At 53.0% G+C, this 21,107-nt stretch carries 14 protein-coding genes, 4 tRNA genes and 1 other annotated feature; of the genes, 14 read left to right on the top strand and 4 right to left on the bottom strand.

Going from position 1 to position 21,107, the window contains the following annotated elements; genetic code table 11:
• Window positions 1–704 precede the first annotated feature (704 nt).
• The 8 genes from B2Y11_RS06385 to larA all read left to right on the top strand — a co-directional run bounded on the left by B2Y11_RS06385 (window position 705) and on the right by larA (window position 12,416).
• Window positions 705–1,670 carry an aspartate carbamoyltransferase catalytic subunit gene (locus tag B2Y11_RS06385; protein WP_008858666.1) on the top strand — a complete coding sequence of 322 codons (966 nt, stop codon included), beginning with the start codon at window positions 705–707 and terminating at the stop codon, window positions 1,668–1,670.
• The gene (locus B2Y11_RS06380; RefSeq protein WP_291057448.1) at window positions 1,654–2,949 is read left to right on the top strand and encodes a dihydroorotase; all 1,296 of its coding nucleotides are present in this window, start codon (window positions 1,654–1,656) and stop codon (window positions 2,947–2,949) included. Before B2Y11_RS06385 ends, B2Y11_RS06380 begins: the two co-directional genes overlap by 17 nt.
• On the top strand, window positions 2,946–4,010 hold the full coding sequence (gene carA / locus B2Y11_RS06375; RefSeq protein ID WP_273097157.1) for a glutamine-hydrolyzing carbamoyl-phosphate synthase small subunit: 1,065 nt from the start codon (window positions 2,946–2,948) through the stop codon (window positions 4,008–4,010). Before B2Y11_RS06380 ends, carA begins: the two co-directional genes overlap by 4 nt.
• On the top strand, window positions 4,010–7,207 hold the full coding sequence (gene carB / locus B2Y11_RS06370) for a carbamoyl-phosphate synthase large subunit (RefSeq protein WP_291057457.1): 3,198 nt from the start codon (window positions 4,010–4,012) through the stop codon (window positions 7,205–7,207). Before carA ends, carB begins: the two co-directional genes overlap by 1 nt.
• Before the next feature lie 4 nt (window positions 7,208–7,211).
• The gene (locus B2Y11_RS06365) at window positions 7,212–7,979 is read left to right on the top strand and encodes a dihydroorotate dehydrogenase electron transfer subunit (RefSeq protein ID WP_291057445.1); all 768 of its coding nucleotides are present in this window, start codon (window positions 7,212–7,214) and stop codon (window positions 7,977–7,979) included.
• Window positions 7,976–8,884: a dihydroorotate dehydrogenase gene (locus B2Y11_RS06360; RefSeq protein ID WP_291057443.1), complete on the top strand. Its 909-nt coding sequence runs from the start codon at window positions 7,976–7,978 to the stop codon at window positions 8,882–8,884. Before B2Y11_RS06365 ends, B2Y11_RS06360 begins: the two co-directional genes overlap by 4 nt.
• An 896-nt stretch (window positions 8,885–9,780) precedes the next feature.
• Window positions 9,781–10,989, top strand: a complete 1,209-nt coding sequence (locus B2Y11_RS06355; protein ID WP_291057441.1) for a PLP-dependent aminotransferase family protein — start codon at window positions 9,781–9,783, stop codon at window positions 10,987–10,989.
• A gap of 179 nt (window positions 10,990–11,168) precedes the next feature.
• The gene (gene larA, locus B2Y11_RS06350; RefSeq protein ID WP_291057439.1) at window positions 11,169–12,416 is read left to right on the top strand and encodes a nickel-dependent lactate racemase; all 1,248 of its coding nucleotides are present in this window, start codon (window positions 11,169–11,171) and stop codon (window positions 12,414–12,416) included.
• A 551-nt stretch (window positions 12,417–12,967) separates the two neighbouring features.
• On the opposite strand, the gene B2Y11_RS06345 is transcribed toward larA, so the two are convergent.
• The 4 genes from B2Y11_RS06345 to B2Y11_RS06330 form a co-directional block, all read right to left on the bottom strand.
• A tRNA-Val gene (locus B2Y11_RS06345) sits at window positions 12,968–13,043 on the bottom strand.
• Window position 13,044: 1 nt separating this feature from the next.
• Window positions 13,045–13,119 (bottom strand) — tRNA-Glu (locus B2Y11_RS06340).
• Between the two features lie 2 nt (window positions 13,120–13,121).
• Window positions 13,122–13,197 (bottom strand) — tRNA-Asn (locus B2Y11_RS06335).
• 350 nt (window positions 13,198–13,547) lie between these two features.
• A tRNA-Val gene (locus B2Y11_RS06330) sits at window positions 13,548–13,623 on the bottom strand.
• A 152-nt stretch (window positions 13,624–13,775) separates the two neighbouring features.
• Between B2Y11_RS06330 and B2Y11_RS06325 the strand changes: the two genes are divergently transcribed.
• The 6 genes from B2Y11_RS06325 (at window position 13,776) to B2Y11_RS06300 (ending at window position 20,772) form a co-directional block, all read left to right on the top strand.
• Window positions 13,776–15,116 carry an MATE family efflux transporter gene (locus B2Y11_RS06325; RefSeq protein ID WP_291057437.1) on the top strand — a complete coding sequence of 447 codons (1,341 nt, stop codon included), beginning with the start codon at window positions 13,776–13,778 and terminating at the stop codon, window positions 15,114–15,116.
• A gap of 46 nt (window positions 15,117–15,162) precedes the next feature.
• Window positions 15,163–15,404: a binding site (T-box leader), on the top strand.
• 77 nt (window positions 15,405–15,481) lie between these two features.
• Entirely contained in the window at window positions 15,482–16,786 is a 1,305-nt protein-coding gene (locus B2Y11_RS06320) for a dicarboxylate/amino acid:cation symporter (RefSeq protein ID WP_291057435.1), read from the top strand.
• 745 nt (window positions 16,787–17,531) lie between these two features.
• Window positions 17,532–18,977, top strand: coding sequence for a cysteine--tRNA ligase (gene cysS / locus B2Y11_RS06315; RefSeq protein ID WP_291057434.1), 1,446 nt, complete (start codon window positions 17,532–17,534; stop codon window positions 18,975–18,977).
• On the top strand, window positions 18,967–19,440 hold the full coding sequence (locus tag B2Y11_RS06310) for a Mini-ribonuclease 3 (RefSeq protein WP_291057432.1): 474 nt from the start codon (window positions 18,967–18,969) through the stop codon (window positions 19,438–19,440). Before cysS ends, B2Y11_RS06310 begins: the two co-directional genes overlap by 11 nt.
• Entirely contained in the window at window positions 19,427–20,266 is an 840-nt protein-coding gene (gene rlmB / locus B2Y11_RS06305) for a 23S rRNA (guanosine(2251)-2'-O)-methyltransferase RlmB (RefSeq protein WP_291057430.1), read from the top strand. The genes B2Y11_RS06310 and rlmB overlap by 14 nt, the downstream gene beginning before the upstream one ends.
• A complete protein-coding gene (locus tag B2Y11_RS06300; RefSeq protein ID WP_291057428.1) occupies window positions 20,263–20,772 on the top strand; it encodes an NYN domain-containing protein in 510 nt (169 codons plus the stop codon). Before rlmB ends, B2Y11_RS06300 begins: the two co-directional genes overlap by 4 nt.
• Window positions 20,773–21,107 lie beyond the last annotated feature (335 nt).

Below are 21,107 nucleotides of genomic sequence, written 5' to 3'. Positions count from 1 at the left end.
TTGCCACCTCAAGGGGAAACGAGAGATATGAAGAGAAAAACAGCGAGTCATATACTTCACGTACCATTTCGGCGTTTTCCCCCTTTGGTGCCTTACGGCACCACCTTCCCCCCGCAAGCGGTGGGACTATGGGTGCTTAGCCATGGAGCCATGTCTCTGCAGGAAAGCATAGAGCGATTTATTCTGTCCCCCGGATGGGGGAAAGTCCGGCGCAGCCGGATAAGGGGGAGCCGCGTAGCGGCTAATCACCAGAATGCCAATCAAGCCATATAACACTGAAAGTAAATCCCGTAACGCTGACTTTATACTCATCGCCCGAGAGGGCGATACCACCACCCTCGGCCCGAAGGGCCGTTGCCCCCTGAGCGAAGCGACGCAACCCTTCTACACAACCCGCGGCGCCAGCCGCGCCCCTTTTTTATAATCTGCGGCGTCAGCCGCCACCACAACCCTCGCGCCGAAGGCGCGTCAAACTTACGAACCTTAAGAACCCTCGGGGCGAAGCCCCGTCAACCCTCACGCCGAAGGCGTGTCAAATACCTTTGAACCCTCTGCCTCTTTATCATATAATATGTACAAGAGTATGGATGAGGCACTGTTTTCGTATAAGGAGATTTTAATTTTTCTACCCTATTGAAAAAACGGTGCTGTTTCTATATGATTATAGAGATAACTATTTTGATGTTATGAATTAGGAGGCCGGCATGAGCGCGATTTCACTACAAGGTCGTTCGGTTCTCGCCTTAGCTGATTTTTCAGCGGAGGAGATTGAACGGATCCTTCAAGTAGCAGCACAGATGAAAAAGATTGTTTTGTCTGACAACAAGAAGAGAGATTTCCTCAAAGGGAAATCCATGGTGACAGTGTTTTCCGAAGCATCTACCAGAACACGCAGTTCTTTCGAGCTTGCCGGTAAATATTTGGGAGCCGATGTGATCAATATTACAAAGAGCGGCAGCTCGATGACGAAAGGTGAAAGCATGCGAGATACATTGCTTACCGTTTCCGCAATGGGAGTGGATGCAGTGATTATTCGTGATTCGTCAGAGGGTGCCGCTCTTTTTGCATCCAAAGTGATGAGCCCGAAGGTGAAGGTGCCGGTGGTGCTGAATGCCGGCGACGGGGCCCATGCCCATCCCAGCCAGGCGCTTCTGGAGCTCTTTACGCTGAAGGAAGCGGGGAAGAATATCAAGGGCATGAAATATGTGATTATCGGCGATATTCTTCATTCCCGGGTGGCCCGGAGCGATATCGTGGGATTTACGAAGCTGGGTGCCGAGGTGCATCTGGTGGGACCCCGTACGCTGGTGCCGAAGGAGCTGGAAGCCATGGGCTGCATTGTGGATGATGATCTGGAAACGGCGCTGAAGGATGCGGATGCCATCAATATTCTCCGTATCCAGCTGGAAAGGGCGGCTGCCGGTTTCATTCCTACTACCCGCGAGTATGCCCGTCTCTTTGGCATCAATAAGAAGCGGCTGGCTCTGTGCAAACCGGATGTGGCGGTGATTCACCCCGGTCCCATGAACAGGGGCATCGAAATCGGTTATGATGTGGCTTATGATGAGAAGTCCTGGATCCAGGAGGAAGTGCGCAACGGCGTGGCTGTGCGTATGGCTCTGGAGTATTTGACACTGACGGAGGGGAAAGACATTGATGCTCTTAATTAAAAACGGAACCATTGTAAATCCCGCAGAAAAGCAGCATGAAGTGGGAGATATCCTCGTAGAGAATGGAAAGATTCAGAAAATAGCAAAGGAAATCCCCGTCCCGGAAAGTGATGTGGAAGTGTTTGACGCTAAGGGTCTGGTGGTGGCGCCGGGGCTCATTGATATGCATGTGCATCTCCGCGAACCGGGGCAGGAAGCGAAGGAAGATATCCATACAGGCACTGAGGCGGCTGCTGCCGGCGGGATCACCCGGGTGGCGACCATGGCCAATACGAAGCCTGTCATCGATAATTCCGCGGTTCTCCGGGATGTGCAGAAGCGGGCAGAAGATGTGGGCGTGGTGAAGGTAAGCGTTATCGGTTCCATTTCCAAAAATCTGGAAGGAAAGCAGCTCTCTGAAATGGGAGATATGGCAGCCGACGGGGCTGTGGCTTTCTCCGATGACGGCCATTATGTGGAAAATGCCAATTTCATGCGCCGGGCCATGGAGTATGCGGATATGCTCCATAAAATGGTGATTGACCACGCCGAAGACATGACCATGTGCGGCGGCGGTTTCATGAATGAAGGCAAAGTGTCCTATGCCATGGGCGTCACCGGACGGCCGGCAGCAGGGGAAAATATTGCGGTAGCCCGGGATCTGCTCCTTTCCGAGCTCACAGGCTGCCATATCCATATCGCCCATGTGTCCAGCAAAAAGGCGGTGGACCTCATTAGGGAAGCGAAGAGGAAGGGCGTGAACTGCTCTACGGAAGTGACGGCCCAGCATCTCTATTTCACTGATGAATGGCTGAAGGATTATGATACGGCTTTCAAGATGGCTCCTCCTATCCGCAGCGAAGAGGACCGGCAGGCTCTCATCGAAGGGCTGCGGGACGGCACCATCGATGCCATCATGACGGACCATGCGCCTCACTGCAATGAGGAAAAGAATGTGCCCTTCAACTGCGCGCCCAATGGCATTGCGGGGCTGGAAACGTCTCTGGCTTCCACGCTGACCGTGCTTTATCACCAGCAGGGCTTTACGCTGGACCGCATTGTGGAGCTCATGAGCGTGAACCCTGCCAGGCTCCTGGGCGTGGAAGGCGGCGTGCTGAGGGAAGGCGCTCCTGCAGATATTACTGTATTTGATCCGGAGAAGGAGTGGACGGTGCATGGGGAAGACCTCTACACCAAGTCTCTCTTTACTCCCTATGAAAATATTACCCTGAAAGGAAAGGCAGTCCTCACCGTGGTAGATGGGGAAGTGGTTATGAAAGAAGGAAAGGTGCTCAAATGAAAGGCCTCTTGATTTTGGAAAACGGCGCCCGTTTCGAAGGGGACCTTCTGGGAACGGTGGAAGGTCTGGGAGAACTGGTTTTCAATACGGGCATGACAGGATACCAGGAATGTTTCACAGATCCCTCCTATGAAGGGCAGATCCTGACTCTGACCTATCCATTAATCGGCAATTACGGCGCCAACGACCTGTTCATGCAGAACAGGAAACCCGCCGCTGCCGGCTATGTGCTGGACCAGATTGCAGATCATCCGAGCAACTGGGAATGCAAGGAAAAGATTACTGATTTCATCGAAAGATACCATGTGCCCTGCCTCTACAATGTGGATACCCGGGCGGTGACCCGCATGGTCCGCACCCAGGGCGTCATGAAGGCCATCATCGTCAGCGCCGAGAGAAGCGAGGAATTCATCCAGGCAGAGCTGGCAAAGCCCCTCCATCGGGACCAGGTGGAACGGGTGACCACGGCCTATCCCTATACCTATGGAAATGGGAAATACCAGGTGTCCCTTCTGGACTGCGGCCTCAAGAAGAATATCCTGGTGAGCCTGGCAGCCAATGACTGCACGGTCCACGTATTTCCTGCCCATACATCGGCTGAAGAGCTGCTGGCCGGCAATCCCGACGGCATTTTCCTTTCTCCCGGACCGGGGGATCCCAAGGATGTGCCCTATGTGGTGGATACGGTGAAGAAGCTCATCGGAAAGCGCCCCATTTTCGGCATCTGCCTGGGCATCCAGATGCTGGCCACCGCTCTTGGCGGCCACACCTTCAAGCTGCCCTTCGGCCATCGTGGCTCCAACCATCCGGTGAAGGATCTGCGCACGGGAAGGGTGTACATTACCAGCCAGAACCACGGCTACGCCATTTCCGATGAAGGCCTTCCGGACTCCATCGTAGTGACTCACCGCAGCGTGAACGACGGTACCATCGAAGGCATCCGCCACAAGACCCTGCCTATCCAGGCCGTGCAGTACCATCCGGAAGCATCTCCGGGACCGAAGGATAATTTCTATCTCTTTGCTGAATTTACCAAGGCCATGGAGGAATTTAAAAAATGATTAATAAAGACGTGAAGAAAGTCCTTGTCATCGGTTCCGGCCCCATCGTCATCGGCCAGGCAGCGGAATTTGACTACGCCGGCACCCAGGCCTGCCGCTCCCTTCGGGAAGAGGGGGTGGAAGTGGTCCTGGTAAACAGCAATCCTTCCACCATTATGACGGACGTGGACATTGCAGACCGGGTCTACATCGAACCGATTACCCTGCCTTTTGTGACGGAAGTCATTAAGAAAGAAAGACCGGATGCCCTGCTGGCTACCCTGGGCGGCCAGGTGGGCCTCAACATGGCAGTGCAGCTCTCCGAAGCAGGAGTGCTGGAAAAATACAACGTGAAGCTTCTGGGCTCCTCCCTCCATGCCATCAAACATGCGGAAGACCGGGAACTTTTCAAGGAAGCCATGGAAGAAATCCATCAGCCCGTACCGGAATCGGAAATTTTTGAAGAACTGGAACCGGCCGTGGCTTTTGCCGATAAAATCGGTTACCCTGTCATCATCCGCCCCGCCTATACCCTGGGCGGCACCGGCGGCGGCATTGCCCATGACCGGTATGAAATGGAAGAAATCGCCAACCGCGGCATCAAGCTGTCTCCTATCAACCAGATCCTGGTGGAACGGTCCATTGCAGGATGGAAGGAAGTGGAGTTTGAAGTCATGCGGGACAGCGCCGACAACTGCATCATTGTCTGCGCCATGGAAAACATCGACCCCGTAGGCGTCCACACCGGCGACTCCATCGTAGTGGCCCCCACCCAGACCCTGACCGACGGCCAGTACCAGATGCTCCGCACGGCTTCCATCAATATCATCCGCTACCTCCAGATCGAAGGGGGCTGCAACGTGCAGTACGGCCTGGATACCAAGACGAACCAGTACTATGTGATCGAAGTCAATCCCCGCGTGAGCCGTTCCTCCGCCCTGGCATCCAAAGCCACCGGCTACCCCATTGCCAAAGTGGCAGCCAAGGTAGCCCTGGGCATGCATCTGGATGAAATCACCAATGCCATTACAGGCAATACGAAGGCCTGCTTCGAACCGTCCATTGACTATGTGGTCTGCAAATTCCCCCGCTGGCCTTTCGAAAAATTCACCCTGGCGGACCGTGAAATCGGCACCCAGATGAAGGCTACCGGCGAAGTGATGGCCCTGGACCGCACCCTGGAAGGGGCTCTCCTCAAAGCCCTCCGGTCCCTGGAAGTGGGAGAGGGGTATCTGCACCTCAAGAAACTGGACAGCCAGTCTCTCTATGATATCCGCTGCCTTTTGAAGCGCATCGACAATGAAAGAATCTTCGTGGTGGCCGAAGCCCTCCGCCGCGGCATCGAGCCGGAAGAAATCAATCGCATTACCCGCATCGATCTCTTCTTCATCTATAAAATCCAGAATATCATCAAAATGGAAAGACGCCTCCTGAAGGAAGGCCTCACCGAAGACACCCTGAAAGCGGCCAAACGGATCCAGATGCCTGATGAAGCCATTGCCCACTTTGCAGAAGTGACGGTCAAGGAAGTGGAAAATTTCAAAAAGAAACTGGCTTTCCACCCCGATTTCAAAATGGTCGATACCTGCGCCGCTGAATTTGAAGCCCACACTCCGTACTACTACTCCACCTACGGCGCCGAAGATGAAGTGAAACCCCAGGGCAAAGGCTCTGTGGTAGTCTTCGGCTCCGGCCCCATCCGCATCGGCCAGGGCATTGAATTCGACTACTGCTCCGTCCATGCCTCCTGGGCCTTGAAAAAGGCAGGAAAGAAATCCATCGTCATCAACAACAACCCGGAAACCGTATCCACCGACTTTGATACCTCCGACTCTCTCTATTTCGAACCCCTCACTGAGCAGGACGTGATGGAAGTTATTGAAAAGGAAAAACCGGAAGGCGTGATCTGCCAGTTCGGCGGCCAGACCGCCATCAACCTGGCCACCCCCATGGCCAAGAGAGGCATCCGCATCATCGGCTCCTCCAATGAATCCATCGACATGGCAGAAGACAGAGAACGGTTCGACACCCTCTGCGGCCAGCTGGGCATCCCCCGTCCGAAGGGCTGCCTGGTGGAAAGCGTGGAAGAAGCCATGCAGAAAACAGCAGAGCTGGAATACCCCCTCATCGTACGCCCCAGCTACGTATTGGGCGGCCGGGCCATGCAGATCGTCTATGACCAGGCAGAGCTTCGCCAGTACCTGAAAGAAGCGGTGGTGGCTTCCCATGAACACCCCGTCCTCATCGACCAGTACATGGTGGGCCGTGAAGTGGAAATCGACGCCATCTCCGACGGCGTGGACGTATGCATCCCAGGCATCATGGAACAGATCGAACGCTCCGGCGTCCACTCCGGCGACTCCATTGCCGTGTACCCGCCCCAGCACCTGTCTCCTGAAGTCATCGACACCCTGACGAAGTACACGAAAGACATTGCCTGCGCCATGAATGTCAAAGGTCTGGTAAACATCCAGTTCATCGTGGTAGGCGGCAAAGTCTACGTCATCGAGGTGAACCCCCGCGCCAGCCGTACCGTGCCCTTCATGAGCAAGATTACCGGCATCAACATGGTAGAATACGCCACCCGCGTGGCCCTGGGCGAACCGCTCCATATCCTGGGCCTGCCCCTGGGACTGGTGCCGCCGAAGAACTACGTGGCCATCAAGGCCCCCGTCTTCTCCTTCTCCAAACTGGGACTGGTAGAAATCAAGCTGGGACCGGAAATGAAATCCACCGGTGAAGTCATGGGTATCGGCCACACCTACCAGGAAGCCCTCTACAAGGCCGTAGTGGCAGCCAACCTCATGGTTCCTGCCGGCGCCAATGTGCTCATCACCGTCAGCGACCGGGATAAACCGGAAACCGCAGAACTGGCAAAAGGCTTCGTAGACCTGGGCTACCACCTCATCTGCACCTCCGGCACTGGTTCCTATTTCCAGAGCCTCGGCATCCCCGTGGAAATCATCAAGAAGATCCATGAAAAAGGGGAAAACTGCGAAAAGTATCTGAAATCGGGCAAAGTGGATATGGTGCTGAATACCATTTCCTACGGCAGCCAGATCGAGCAGGAAGGATATGACCTGCGCCGCATTGCGGTGGAACTGGCCATCCCCTGCATTACCTCCCTGGATACGGCCAAGGAAGTGCTCCGCGTCATGGCCTCCACCGGCGGCGCCGAACATCATGTAGAAGCCATCCAGGACTATGTGAAGGAGTAATACCATGTCAGGTTTTGTAGAAAAAGGAATCATCCGGCTCCATAACCATGTGGGCCCTGATATCTGGCTCATGCAGATCGAACTGCCCCGCATCGCCAAAGAAGCGAAACCGGGCCAGTTCATCCATGTGAAAGTGAACGATCCCCGCTATATCCTGCGCCGTCCCATTTCCATCGCCGGCACCGATCCAGGCAGGGGCATTGTGGAAATCATCTACCGCATTGTGGGAAAAGGGACAGAAGCCATGTCCCATCTGAAAGTGGGGGACACCCTGGACTGCCTGGGGCCCCTGGGCACCTCCTTTGATATGGACAAGGCCCATATCGTAGGCATCGGCGGCGGCGTAGGCATCGCCCCCATCCTCTTCATGGCAAGGGCCTCCCGGGAAGGCCAGATGACCGTAGTCATCGGCGGCAGAAATAAGGAAGAAGTCTTCTGGAAAGACCTCTTCCCGAAGAAAATACGGCAGATCATCGTCACCACCGACGACGGCTCCTACGGCATCAAAGGCTTCTCCGTGTCCGTGCTGCCCAAACTCTTCGCTGAAGAAAAAGTGGACGAAGCCTGCGTCTGCGGCCCCGGCATCATGATGAGAACCGCCGCAGAAATGGCAAAAGAAGCCGGCGTTTTCTGCGAAGTTTCCATGGAAAGACGCATGGGCTGCGGCATCGGCACCTGCCTTGGCTGCGTATGCGACAGGAAAGACGGCAAAGGCCACTACAAAGTCTGCGCCGACGGTCCTGTATTCAATGCAGAGGAGGTGGTCTTATGAGCAGCCTTACAGTAAACTATCTGGGCATCCCCATGGCCAGCCCCGTCATCGGCGCTTCCGGCACCGTAGGCTATGGCCTGGAACTTTCGGACTACATAGATATGAAAAAAATCGGCGCCCTCTCCGGCAAAGGCCTGGCGCCCACCCCCTGGAAAGGAAACGAAGGCGTCCGCGTGGTCGAAACCACCTCGGGCATGCTGAACTGCATCGGCCTTGAAAACCCCGGCGCCCCCTGGTTCATCCAGCACTACCTGCCGGAAGTCAGGAAACTTCCTACCGCCTTCATCGCCAACATGGTGGGAAAGAGCGTGGAAGAATACGCCGAATGCGCCAGAATGCTCACCGTCCCCGGCATTTCCGCCCTGGAAGTGAACATCTCCTGCCCCAACGTCAAAGAAGGCGGCGCCGCCTTCGGCACCGACCCCGCCCAGGCAGCCGCCGTCACCAGAGCCGTCAAGGACGCCACCACCCTGCCGGTGATCGTGAAACTGTCACCAAACGTCACCGACATCGTCTCCATTGCCAAAGCCGTGGAAGACGCAGGGGCTGACAGCATCTCCCTCATCAACACACTCCTTGGCATCGCCATCGACACCCGCACCCGCCGCCCCATCCTGGGCAACATCACCGGCGGCCTCTCCGGCCCCGCCATCAAACCCGTAGCCCTCCGCATGGTATGGCAGACAGCCAAAGCCGTACACATCCCCGTCTGCGGCTTAGGCGGCATCATGACCGGCGAAGACGTCGTCGAATTCATGATGGCCGGCGCCAGCACCGTACAGGTAGGCACCGCCAACCTGGCCGATCCCACAGCCATGGAACGCATCGTGAACGAAATGGACGAATGGTGTGATAAAAATAACGTCAAAGACATCAACGAAATCGTGGGAACACTGAAAGATTGACACATAAAAAGCAGCGGACAAAGAGCCGCTGCTTTTTGCGTGTGGCGGGGAGCGCCTTCAGCGCAACAGGGGCCGGGGTCGGGACGTTATGTACTGCCCCTTGCGTATCCTGTCAGCTGGCAGGCAGCCCGCAGGTTCACTATTTCCAAAACATAGCCTGCGTACTATGAATCATATAATTACAAAAGTATTTGACCTGTTATGATGGCTCTATACCTTTTCCTGCACTCCTGATTGACCGATACCCTGCAGACCATGTATGAATCAACCGATTTCCTGAAATTTCTATACTCTGGTATATATGAATCACCCTTCAGATGAGGGGACAAACTTTATAAAAGAAATATTGGATAATGGGGTATAAAAGATATATATTATACGCATACAAAGTATTTGTTACAGCCCGTGGTGAAGCGGGTTCTTTTAATGGAGGCACTCACAACAATGAAAGAACAGCAGGTTGAAAACGAAGTTATTATTGAAGAAGAAAAACAGGAAGAAATCTCCTGGGCTTTACTGGAACTGGCATCTATGAATAAACAGTAATCGACCTGCTGCCGCAAGGCAGCTTTTTTATTGGGCAAAAAGGGAAAGAAGAACCTGCCCAGCTGCCGGCTGCCAGTTGCCGGTCCCCGATTCCCACTCCCCGGTCCCCAGTCCCCATTTCCTAGTTCACTGGCATATATTGACATCCGCCAAAGGCGGCTTTACAATAAGAATATTCATATATTGGCTGTCACCACGGGATTTCCTGCAGCAGACGCAATATACCTGGAAAGCATGGAATGAATCGTTCCTTTTCGGAACGCAGTGATTCATTTACAGAGCGTTTCCTAAAATCCACGAAAACGGGATGAGTCTTCATTTCGATTTTCAAGAGTAAAGGAGAGATTTTTATGGCAATTCGTTTTTCTGATGTACTTGCAAATATGAAAGGTTCCGATCTGGGCCCCCTTCTGGCGCTCACCGCTCAGCCGGATATTATTTCCTTTGCCGGCGGTCTTCCTGCTCCGAAGACATTCCCGCTGAAGGAACTCACTGAAGTAGCCATCAAAGTCAGAGAAGAAGATGGTGCCGGCGCCATGCAGTACGGTCCGTCCCTTGGCTTCATGGGTCTCCGCCAGGCGATTGCTGACCGCATGAACCGCATGTACCAGCCCATGGGTATGTACAAAGTGGATCCGAAGAACATTATGATCGTTACCGGTTCCCAGCAGGGCCTGGACATTACCGGCCGCGTATTCCTGAACAAGGGTGACGTGGTAGTCTGCGAAAGCCCGACATACCTGGGCGCTATCGGCGCTTTCGATTTCGAACAGCCTGACTATGTAGAAATCCCCACCGACGATGACGGCATCATTCCGGAAGAACTGGAAAAGGTACTGGCCACCAATGACAAGGTGAAATTCATCTACGTTATTCCGAACTACCAGAACCCCAGCGGCCGCTGCATGAGCCTGGAACGCCGCAAGAAATTTATGGAAATCGTAACCAAGTACGAAATTCCCGTATTTGAAGACAACCCCTACGGCGATCTCCGCTTCGAAGGCGAAGAAATCGCTCCTCTCATCACCATGGATCCGAAACACCTGGTAATGTACTCCGGCACCTTCTCCAAGACCCTGGCTCCCGGCATGAGACTGGCATGGATGGTTCTGAACGATGAACTGCTGCCGAAGTTCGACCTGGTCAAAGGCTCCACCGACCTGGCTACTCCTTCTGTTACCCAGCGTGAAGTGGCTATGTACATGAAGAACTATGATTTCGAAGGCCATATCAAGGAAAACTGCAAGCTCTACGGTCATCGCCGCGACGTCATGTGCGATGCCATCAAGAAGTATTTCCCCTCCGATGTGAAATGCACCTATCCACACGGCGGCCTCTTCCTCTGGGTTGAACTGCCGGAAGGCTGCAATGCCCGTGACCTCTTCCAGTATGCGCTGGAAAGAAAAGTGGCTTACGTACCGGGCGACTCCTTCTTCCCCCAGTCCAAGAAGAAGAACTTCTTCCGCCTGAACTTCTCCTACAATGACGACGATGTCATCGAAGAAGGCGTAAAGAGACTGGCCGATGCACTGAAGGCTTACCTGGCTGACCGGAAATAAGCAGGATTAAAAAGGGGCTGTGAAAAAATGATTTACATTTTTTCACAGCCCCCTTTTTTTGCCTCTATGGATGACTGGGTTATCCATCTTCCTGTGGGAATCCAGATTGAAGTATTGTATAATAATATAGAAATACATCGTTTTGCACTTCGTTTTTATGATAAAAGGAGATGGAAGGAATGGAATTCAAGATTAAGTATTTCAAGGATTATGTACCTTTTCACGTGGATGACAGCCATCATCCGGTGGAGCTGAATCCGAAGCAGTGTCCGGCGGTGGAATCGGAGGCGGCAGAGGTGAAGCGGGCGCTGGCTCATCCTATCGGAACGCCCAGACTTTCTGAAATTGTGAAGCCCGGGGAAAAGGTGGTTATCGTAGCCAGCGACGTGACCAGGCCGGCGCCTTCCTGGGTCATGGTTCCCTGCGTGGTGGAAGAACTGGAAAAGGCAGGGGTAAAGGATGAGGACATTACGGTGGTCTTCGGCCTTGGCTCCCACAGAAAACAGACGGAAGAAGAAATGAAACGGCTGGTAGGGGAAGACATTTACAGCCGCATCAAATGCATGGACAGTGATCCGGAGCAGTGCGTCCATATGGGCACCTGCAAAAACGGTACTTCCGTGGACATTTTCAAAACCGTGGCGGAAGCGGATCGCCGCATTCTGACAGGCAATGTGGAATACCATTATTTTGCCGGCTATTCCGGCGGCATGAAAGCCATCATGCCCGGCGTATCCTCCCATGATGCCATCCAGGCCAACCATAAGAATATGATCCGTCCCGGCGCCTATGCCGGCCATCTGGAAGGCAATCCGGTAAGGGAAGACATTGAAGAGGTTTATGATTTCTGCCCTGTGGACTTCATCGTAAACGTGGCCCTGGACGACCATAAGAAAATCGCCTTTGCAGCTGCCGGCGACCGCATCCAGGCCCATCGGGAAGCCTGCCGTTTCCTGGACAGCATTTATAAAATCAAAATCGACAAGCCGGCGGACGTGGTCATCGTTTCCACCGGCGGCTATCCGAAGGATATCAACCTGTACCAGGCCCAGAAGTCCATCGATAATGCCAAGCATGCAGTCAAAGAAGGGGGCATTATGGTGGTGGCTGCTTCCTGCAAAGAAGGCTACGGCAGCAGCGTCTTCGGCGAATGGATCCGGAAGTATGATACTCCCGATGACCGTATCAAAGCCATCCATGAACACTTCGAACTGGGCGGCCATAAGTCGGCGGCTCTGGCACTGGTGCAGAAGAAATGCAGCATTTATCTGGTAACCGACATGGAGGATGGCATGGTGACCAAGGCCAATATGACACCTTTCCATGACCTCCAGACCGCTGTGGATGCAGCCCTGGACAAGATGGGAAAGGATGCCAGCGTCTATGTGATTCCGGTAGGAGGATCTACCCTTCCTATGGAAGAATAAAATCGTTGCAAAAAAGCCGTGGAGAAATGGAAATCATTTCTTCACGGCTTTTTTGCTGCTATACTCTATGGGATGGTGGTAAGCTGTTTGCTGCATGGCCATCCCGAGACGATGAGAAAGGGGTGGCTTCTGTTCTATCCATCATCTGAACTTCGGAGTTTCAGGTCACCACAGGTGAACCATAGAGGAGGGAGATTTCTCGACTCCGCTGCGCTCGAAATGACGGTGGGGCAGGGGACAATGCCATCTCATTTATTGTGGGTCTCTATGCAGGAGGATAGGGGGACATCCATCGGCTATCGGCTGTCCGCTGGGAAATGGCAGGGGAAGAAAGGTAAAATAAAAAAGACACTATGGAGCGAATCACATAGTGTCTTCTTTATTGGTGGGCGATAACAGGATCGAACTGGTTCCGCAGAGAACATTTTTTGAAGGAGCGAGAGCGACGCGCAAAAAAATTGTGAATCGCGGATGCAGGAGGTTAAATGATACAGGGGAAGGCAGGTAAAACAAAAAGACACTACGGAGCGAATCACATAGTGTCTTTTTCATGGTGGGCGATAACAGGATCGAACTGCTGACATTCTGCTTGTAAGGCAGACGCTCTCCCAGCTGAGCTAATCGCCCATGGTGACCTGTGGGGGATTCGAACCCCCGAACCCGCCGTGAAAGGGCGGTGTCTTAACCACTTGACGAACAGGCCACTGGCTCCTGAAGCAGGGTTCGAACCTGCGACATCGTGATTAACAGTCACGCGCTCTACCGGCTGAGCTATTCAGGAATCTGTACGTGAGTACGTCAATTATAATAACAAATCTTCCCCGCTTTTGCAACAGCTTTTTTATTAGAAAAGGATTAGTGCACTAGTGGGCTGGTGTACTAGTGGACTAGTGTTCTAGTTAGCTGGTGGGGGGAGTGGGGCCCGCCGTATCGTCATTTCGAGCGGGGGAACATGAGGAATTGGAGGGACATATGAAGAGGCAGTATGATTTGAGGAGTCGAGAAATCTCCGGGGCAGTAGGACAACTATCTGCTGGCCGCTGTCCGCTGGCCGGTGGGAAGGGAAGCAACAGGGGAAGACAGGTAAAACAAAAAGACACTATGGAGCAAATCACATAGTGTCTTTTCTATTGGTGGGCGATAACAGGATCGAACTGCTGACATTCTGCTTGTAAGGCAGACGCTCTCCCAGCTGAGCTAATCGCCCATGTCTCTGACGTCCTCTATTATGCCTTATACGGAGAAATTTTGCAAGGGGTCATGAGGAAAAATTCTGAATGTTTCCTGCTTTTTCATATTTCCTTGCAGTGAGGGGAGGCAGGTGGTATCATAAGTAACCTGTAAGAGAAGGAGGAACATATGAAATCTCATGAGCTGTACCGGAGCCGGTGGACTGTATTTTCCATGTCAGTTCCTATTTTTATAGAGACGGCGCTGCAGATGATGGTGCCCAATGTGGACCAGTTTATGCTGAGCCGGTATTCCCAGGACAGTGTGGCGGCGGTGGGGAATGATAATGTGGTGTTTAACCTGGTCATTCTTACGCTGGCGGTGCTTTCCCAGGCGGCTACCATCCTTATCGCCCATCATCGGGGTGCAGGGAATATGGGAAAGGTAAATGAGGTCTGCACGGTGGCGCTGTTTACGAATCTGGTGCTGGGGGCGGTGATCAGTCTTTCCCTCTTTTTCTTTGATGATTTCTTTCTGCAGGCGTTGGGAATTCCTCATGAAATATGGAGGGACGCTTCTCTTTATATCCGCTGGATAGGACTTTTTGTTTTTATCCAGAGCATGTACATGGCTTTTATTTCCTTCCTTCGGGGATTTGCCCTGCTAAAGCTCACCATGATCTGCTCCCTGGTGATGAATATAACCAATATTGCAGGAAATATGGCGCTCATCCACGGTCTGGGGCCCATTCCTTCCCTTGGGGTGGCGGGGGTCTGCATTTCCACCAATATTTCCAAATTCATTGGCTTCTTCCTTATCGTCTATCTGTTTCACCGGTATACGCCAGTGCGGTTTTCCCTGCACTATCTCCGGCCCTTTCCTTGGGATACGCTGCACAAGATACTCTATCTGGGCATCCCTTCCGGCGGAGAGACTTTTTCTTACCAGCTGTCCCAGACGGTGATCATGAAGTTTGTCAATATTTTCGGCGTGGTGGTCATTACTGCCAAGGTGTACTGCTATATCATTGCCATGATGAGCTATGTGTATTCCCAGTCCCTGGCCATGGCTACCCAGATCCTGGTGGGCTATTTCAAAGGGGCCGGGGATAATGAGGAAGTGGACCGGCGGGTGAAGTTTACCATTTCCGTGGCCATGGTTCTTTCCGGTTCCATTGCCACCCTGCTTTATCTGAATGCCGATGGGGTGCTTTCTATTTTTACTTCGGATCCCGAGGTGCTGGCTCTTGGGAAAACCATCCTTTTCATTGAAATCTTCCTGGAAATCGGCAGGGCGGTGAATATGTGCATGGTTATGGCCCTCAATGCATCGGGCGACGTGAAGGCGCCCATTACCATAGGCATTGTTTTCATGTGGTCTGTGGCCACCTTCGGCGCCTGGCTTTTGGGGGTGCACCTGTACTGGGGGCTGGCAGGCATATGGATTGCCATGGCGGCGGATGAATGCACCCGAGGGCTGGTTTTCTTCTGGCGCTGGCACCAGGGGGTATGGCGGAAGCGGCTGGTATGAATCATTTTCCTTGACAGAGCTTCTATACCGTGATATAGTATGGACGTTTCAAGCAATGAGGGAAAAGAGTACATTTTCTTTATGTTTCCATAGCGAGTCCGGAGAGTGAAAGCGGACGGGACAGGGGAAATGGAAGTGCGTTTCTGAGCTGAAAGGCGGAATCCAGTATGCCTTTCCGGGAATTCCCGTTACAGAATCATGGTTTCTACAAGGAAGGAAACCTGAAGAGGCATGGATGGTGACGTCCATGTGAATCTGGGTGGTAATCACGAGTCTTTCGTCCCAAGGGGATGAAAGACTTTTTTTATGGTAAACCCCTGGAAATGGTTCCTTAGCATATTTTCAGTGTTTTTCAGGAGGTTTTTATGAAGAAAAATGAGGAAGTGCAGGCAGCTGCACAAAAGGCGCTGGAGGCCAATAAGAGCAAGAAGCAGGGCCGCCAGTTCGTACTGTGGATGCTGGCTCTGGTGGTTGGCGCAGCTTTAGGCTGGCTGGGCATCAAGCCGCTGAATGAATTATTTACCTTTATTGCCACTGTGTTTACCCGTCTTTTCCAGTTCATCGCAGTGCCCACCATTGCCCTGGCGGTGATTACCACCCTGGCCCAGCTGGGGGGAAAAAAGGAAACGGGACGTATTTTTGCCCATGCAGTGACCTATACCCTGCTCACCACCATCTGTGCCGCAGGCATCGGCCTTCTCATGTTCCTGTGGATTGCACCGGGCAACCTGCCTGCTGATATTATCGGCGCCGGCACGGCCAATGTGCCCCAGAAGCTGGGTCATCTCACCTATTATGATCACATCCTGGGGGTTATCCCCAATAACCTGCTCCAGCCATTCCTGTCGGGCAATGTGCTGGCTGTCATGATCATTGCCGCTTCCTTCGGCCTTGGTCTTGCCTTCATGCCTAAGACGGAAAACAGGGACATCCTGATGAAGGGCATTCTGGGATTCCAGGAACTGCTTTTCACCCTCATCCGTGCCCTGCTCTTCATCCTTCCCGTAGGCATTCTGGCATTCTCCGCCCAGCTTTCTGCCCAGATCGAAGCAGGTGTCATTGTAGGCGCCCTTGGCAAGTACACCGCCGTCATCATCGGCAGCAATGTGATCCAGTTCTTCATCGTCATTCCTATTTTCCTTATGGCCAGAGGACTGAATCCCATTCGCGTATTCAAGAAAATGTCTCCTGCCATTGCGGTAGCCCTTTTCACTAAGAGCTCCGCCGGCACCCTGCCGGTCACCCTGGCGTCTGCGGAACATAATATGAAGGCCAATCCCGCCGTTTCCCGTTTCGTCCTTCCTATCTGCACCACCATCAACATGAATGGCTGCGCTGCCTTCATTCTGGTGACGTCCCTCTTTGTCATGCAGAATGCAGGCTATGACATGTCCATGCCCACCATGATTACCTGGCTCTTTGTGGCAGTACTGGCGGCCATCGGCAACGCCGGCGTTCCCATGGGCTGCTATTTCCTGACCCTTTCCCTCATGAGCGGCATCGGCGCTCCCATCGGCATTATGGGTGTCATCCTTCCCATTTACACCATTATCGATATGATCGAAACGGCTGAAAATGTATGGTCCGACTCCGCTGTCTGCGCTATGACAGACCATGATCTGAAAGGCAAAATCCCCGAACCCACAGAGGGGGACGCAGTCGAAGCGTAAGATTTCTGCATGAAAAGTACTCCTGCTCCTGCAGGGGTGCTTTTTCAGTGAAAGGGCAGGTATGGGTTTCACTTTTCGCTGATTTCATATTGACAGGTTCCACCTGTCGAATCTATAATAATAAATAAGCATTTGCAGGTCTGTGGCTGAAAGTCGATGGTAGTCGCAGCCAAAGCGATCCACGTAACGCAGGAAAATCCTGCTGAGCATGGTGCGGTTTAGAAGTAAGTCCTGCCGGGAAAACCGAGAGGGTTAGTAGTGAGAGGAAGACACCGGGTAGCGAAAGCTCCAGCAGGCGAGTGTGGGGTCAAAAGCCAGGTCAGCTGCCTATGCTTATTTAAACATTCGATTTCTGCATAGGAAATCAGACATATTCAGGCGATGAACGGAAGAAGTACTGACAGCGATTCTTCAGAGAGGGCATGGAAGGTGTGAATGTCCGGAGAACTTTCAGGAAATGCATCTGCGAGCTGAAAAGGGGAATGAAGTATCCTTTTCCGCGGGCCGGCGATAAGGCTGTGAGCGGCTTTTGCCGACAGAGTGGAATAACGGGCCACCGTCTCTGTGAGGCGGCGGTCTTTTAAAGTGTACTAGTGGGCTGGTGTACTAGTGTACTGGTGTACTAGTGGATCCCTAGCCCACTAACCAGCTAGTAAACTAGCACACCAGATCACTAGCTAACCAGCTCACTAGATCACTAGCACACTAGATCACTAACTAACTATCCTAAAATGGAGGAATCTAAATGGAAGAAATTAAAGTGTATAACACGCTGACGAAGGAAAAGGAAGTATTTAAGCCTATTACTCCGGGGGAAGCAAAGATTTATGTATGCGGTGTAACGCCCTATAACCATCCCCACATCGGCAATGCCCGTCCGGCTGTGACCTGGGATGTGATCCGCCGGTACCTGGAATATGTGGGCTACAAGGTGGAATTTGTACAGAACTTCACCGATGTGGATGATAAAATCATCAACAAGGCCAATGCGGAAGGCACAGACTGGAAGACTATTTCCGACCGTTACATTGATGCTTATTTCCAGGTGATGGATGCGCTCCATGTACGCCGGGCGGATGTATACCCCCGGGTATCCGATCACATGGATGATATTATCAAAATGGTGGAAACCCTTATCGAAAAGGGCCATGCCTATGTACTGGGCGGCGATGTGTATTATGATATTTCCACTTTCGATAATTACGGAAAACTGTCCGGCCGCAAAGTGGAAGACATGCTGGCCGGTGCCCGCATCGAAGTGAACGATGAAAAGAAGAACCCCGGCGATTTCGCGCTGTGGAAGGCTGCTAAGCCCGGTGAACCTTTCTGGGAAAGCCCCTGGGGCAAGGGACGTCCTGGCTGGCATATCGAATGCTCCGCCATGTCCATCCATTACCTGGGCAAGACCTTTGATTTCCATGGCGGCGGCTCCGACTTGATTTTCCCGCACCATGAAAATGAAATCGCCCAGTCCGAAGGCTGCACCGGATGCCATTTCGTAGATTACTGGCTCCACAACGGCTTCATTACCATCAATTCGGAAAAGATGAGCAAGTCCCTCAATAATTTCTTCCTGGTGAAGGATGTGCTGGAGAAATATTCCGGTGATGCCCTCCGCTACTTCCTCCTGTCCACCCATTACAGAAGTCCCCTGGATTTCTCCGATGACCGTCTGGAAGAAGCAGAAAAGAACATGGACAAGCTGAAGGATGTCATTGCCCGGGTGAAGGAACTGTCCGGCCGGGAAGGCAGCGAAGTGACGGAAACGTCCAGGGCCCTTGAAAAGGCTGCAGAAGAAGATATGAAGGTCTTCCATGAAGCCATGGATGATGATCTCAATACAGGCCTTGCTACCGGTGCCATGTTTGACCTGGCCAAAGCAATCAATGTGTACTACAACGATGTGCACGGCGGCACAGGCTTTGACAAGGGCGCCCTGGAAAAGGCAGGCAAAGCCTTCAAGACCATTCTGGATATCCTGGGCATTCTGGAAAAGGAATGGAAGAAGACGGAAGCTTATGATGACAAGGATTACAATGATCTCATGAATGTCATCCTCTCTGTCCGCCAGTCCGCCAGAAAGGCAAAGCAGTACCAGCTGGCCGATGAAATCCGGGATAAGCTGGGTGAAATCGGTATCGTGATTGAAGATACTCCTACAGGAGCAAGGTGGAAGAAACGTGGAGTTTAAGAGAGTCCTATTTCTGAAAAAGCAGATGGCTCACAAGATCGGAAAGGAAGCTCCTGTTCTTGGTGAACAGGAGGTCTTTTCCATGGATGCGCTCACTCTGGCTTACATAGGGGATGCCTGCTGGTCCTTCTTCATCAGGAAGGCCCTCATTGATACGGGCATTTACAATGTACAGATATTGAACAGTCTGGCATCGGAAATCGTTTCCGCCCGCTGGCAGAGCCGCATTCTTTTTGAAATCAGGGAGCTTTTGAATGACCGGGAGCTGAAGGTGTCCAAAAGGGCAAGAAATACAAGCTCCCATGTGCCAAAGAGCGCTACGGTGGAGGAATACCGGGAGTCCACGGCCTTTGAAGCCCTTCTGGGGTATCTGTACCTGTCGGGGCAGCAGAAGCGTCTCGATTTCATCCTTGAAAAGAGCCTGAAGTATGTGGCAGGAGAAATGAGCCATGAAAACGGATAAAAGAGAAAGAGCGTCTTTCAAAGCCGGAAGGGGCGGCGAAAGGAAGCCGGCATTTTCCGGGAAAAGGGGAAGGCCGGCAAAGAAGGAGGGGGCAGGAGACTCCCTCCTTATCTGTGGCAGAAACAGCGTTACCGAATTCCTGAAAAGTCAGGGCGTGCGGAAGGTATTCGTGAAGGAAGGGAAGAAGGATGACCGCCTTCTTTCCATGGTAAAACTGGCTGAAAAATATGGAGTGCCGGTGGAGGAAGTGCCGGAAGAGCGGCTGGACAATATGGCCGGCGGCGTGGTCCACCAGGGAGCGGCGGCCCTCCTGAAGCCCTACGAATATGCAGATCTGGACCGGGTGCTGGCAGACTGGGAGGGGAAGGACCCCATCCTCATCCTGCTGGACGGCCTGGAGGATGTACGCAATCTGGGGGCTATCGTCCGTACGGCGGAATGTGCCGGCGCGGCGGCAGTGCTCCTTCCGAAACATAAGAGCCCGCCGGTAACGGCAGCGGCCATGAAGACCGCCGCCGGCGCCTTTGCCTACCTGCCGGTGTGCCAGACAGGCAACATCCGGCAGACCCTGGAGGGACTGAAGGAAAAGGGATTCTGGGTGGTAGGCGCCGACATGGACGGCGAAAGCCTCTACTTTGATGCCAACATGAAGGGGCCCCTGGTCATCGTCATGGGGGCGGAGGGAAAGGGCGTGAGCCCCCTTACCCGGAAAATGTGTGATTTCTGCGTGCGGATTCCCATGAAAGGCCAGGTTTCCTCCCTTAATGTATCGGTGGCGGCAGCCCTTCTGATTTATGAAGCGGCCAGGCAGAGGGGCAGGTCATGAAGGATCTCTACCTGGTAGACGGATATAATGTGATATTCTGGCGGCCTGACCTGTTTGACCGGAGCGACCTGGAATCGGGACGGAAAAAGCTGATGGATCTGCTGCAGGACTTCGGCGCCCATAATCACGTGGAAGTGATTATCGTCTTTGACGGACAGGGGAAATCAAACAAGGCAAAGGTGGAAGAACTGGCCGATTCTTTTACCGTAGTCTTTACCCCTTCCCGCATGACTGCGGACAGCTACATAGAAAAGGAGTCCTATCGCCGGAAGGAGGAGTACCGCCATATTTTCGTCGTTACCTCCGATGGCCCGGAACAGGTGCAGGTTCTTGGAAACGGCGCCTACCGGGTGGCGGTGGACGACCTCATGCGGGCCCTTCAGGAAGACAAGGCGGTGCAGAATACCTTCATCAGCCACAATAACAGAAAGAATCTCCGAAGCGAGATAGGGAGAGCCATTCCCCTGTCGGTACAGGAAAAACTGGATAAGCTGAGAGGAAGGTGACGCGCCTGTCGCGCGAAGGGTGACGCCTGCCGGGCAGGCGAAGTTTGACAGGCTCTGGGGGCTGAAAGGTTTAAAGTTTGACAGGCCTCTATGGAGCCGAGGGTTGTGGCTGGCGGCTGCGCCGCCAATTTGGATAAAACCGGGGAGCCGTTCCGGTGAGAAGGCAAGCATGTAACGCTGATTACAAAACTCATCGCCGCGGAGCGGCGATTCCTGAACCCTCAGCCCGAAGGGCTGTCAAACTTGCGAACCCTCTGGCCGAAAGGCCGGTCAATCTTTAGGGAAGCGCTGATTAAATCGTTATCTGATTTTATTCTTGAATTTTTATGCAATGC

The sequence above is a fragment of the Dialister sp. UBA1703 genome (assembly GCA_002320515.1).
Lineage (GTDB): Bacteria > Bacillota > Negativicutes > Veillonellales > Dialisteraceae > Dialister.
This window is presented reverse-complemented; position numbering and strand designations above follow the sequence as displayed.

Excerpts from the sequence above, each read along its gene's own strand:
- B2Y11_RS06360 (WP_291057443.1), top strand. The coding sequence starts at position 7,976 with ATGAGCAGCCTTACAGTAAACTATCTGGGCATCCCCATGGCCAGCCCC.
- B2Y11_RS06385 (WP_008858666.1), top strand. The coding sequence starts at position 705 with ATGAGCGCGATTTCACTACAAGGTCGTTCGGTTCTCGCCTTAGCTGAT.
- cysS (WP_291057434.1), top strand. The coding sequence starts at position 17,532 with ATGGAAGAAATTAAAGTGTATAACACGCTGACGAAGGAAAAGGAAGTA.
- B2Y11_RS06320 (WP_291057435.1), top strand. The coding sequence starts at position 15,482 with ATGAAGAAAAATGAGGAAGTGCAGGCAGCTGCACAAAAGGCGCTGGAG.
- B2Y11_RS06355 (WP_291057441.1), top strand. The coding sequence starts at position 9,781 with ATGGCAATTCGTTTTTCTGATGTACTTGCAAATATGAAAGGTTCCGAT.
- B2Y11_RS06365 (WP_291057445.1), top strand. The coding sequence starts at position 7,212 with ATGTCAGGTTTTGTAGAAAAAGGAATCATCCGGCTCCATAACCATGTG.
- carA (WP_273097157.1), top strand. The coding sequence starts at position 2,946 with ATGAAAGGCCTCTTGATTTTGGAAAACGGCGCCCGTTTCGAAGGGGAC.
- B2Y11_RS06300 (WP_291057428.1), top strand. The coding sequence starts at position 20,263 with ATGAAGGATCTCTACCTGGTAGACGGATATAATGTGATATTCTGGCGG.
- rlmB (WP_291057430.1), top strand. The coding sequence starts at position 19,427 with ATGAAAACGGATAAAAGAGAAAGAGCGTCTTTCAAAGCCGGAAGGGGC.
- B2Y11_RS06325 (WP_291057437.1), top strand. The coding sequence starts at position 13,776 with ATGAAATCTCATGAGCTGTACCGGAGCCGGTGGACTGTATTTTCCATG.
- larA (WP_291057439.1), top strand. The coding sequence starts at position 11,169 with ATGGAATTCAAGATTAAGTATTTCAAGGATTATGTACCTTTTCACGTG.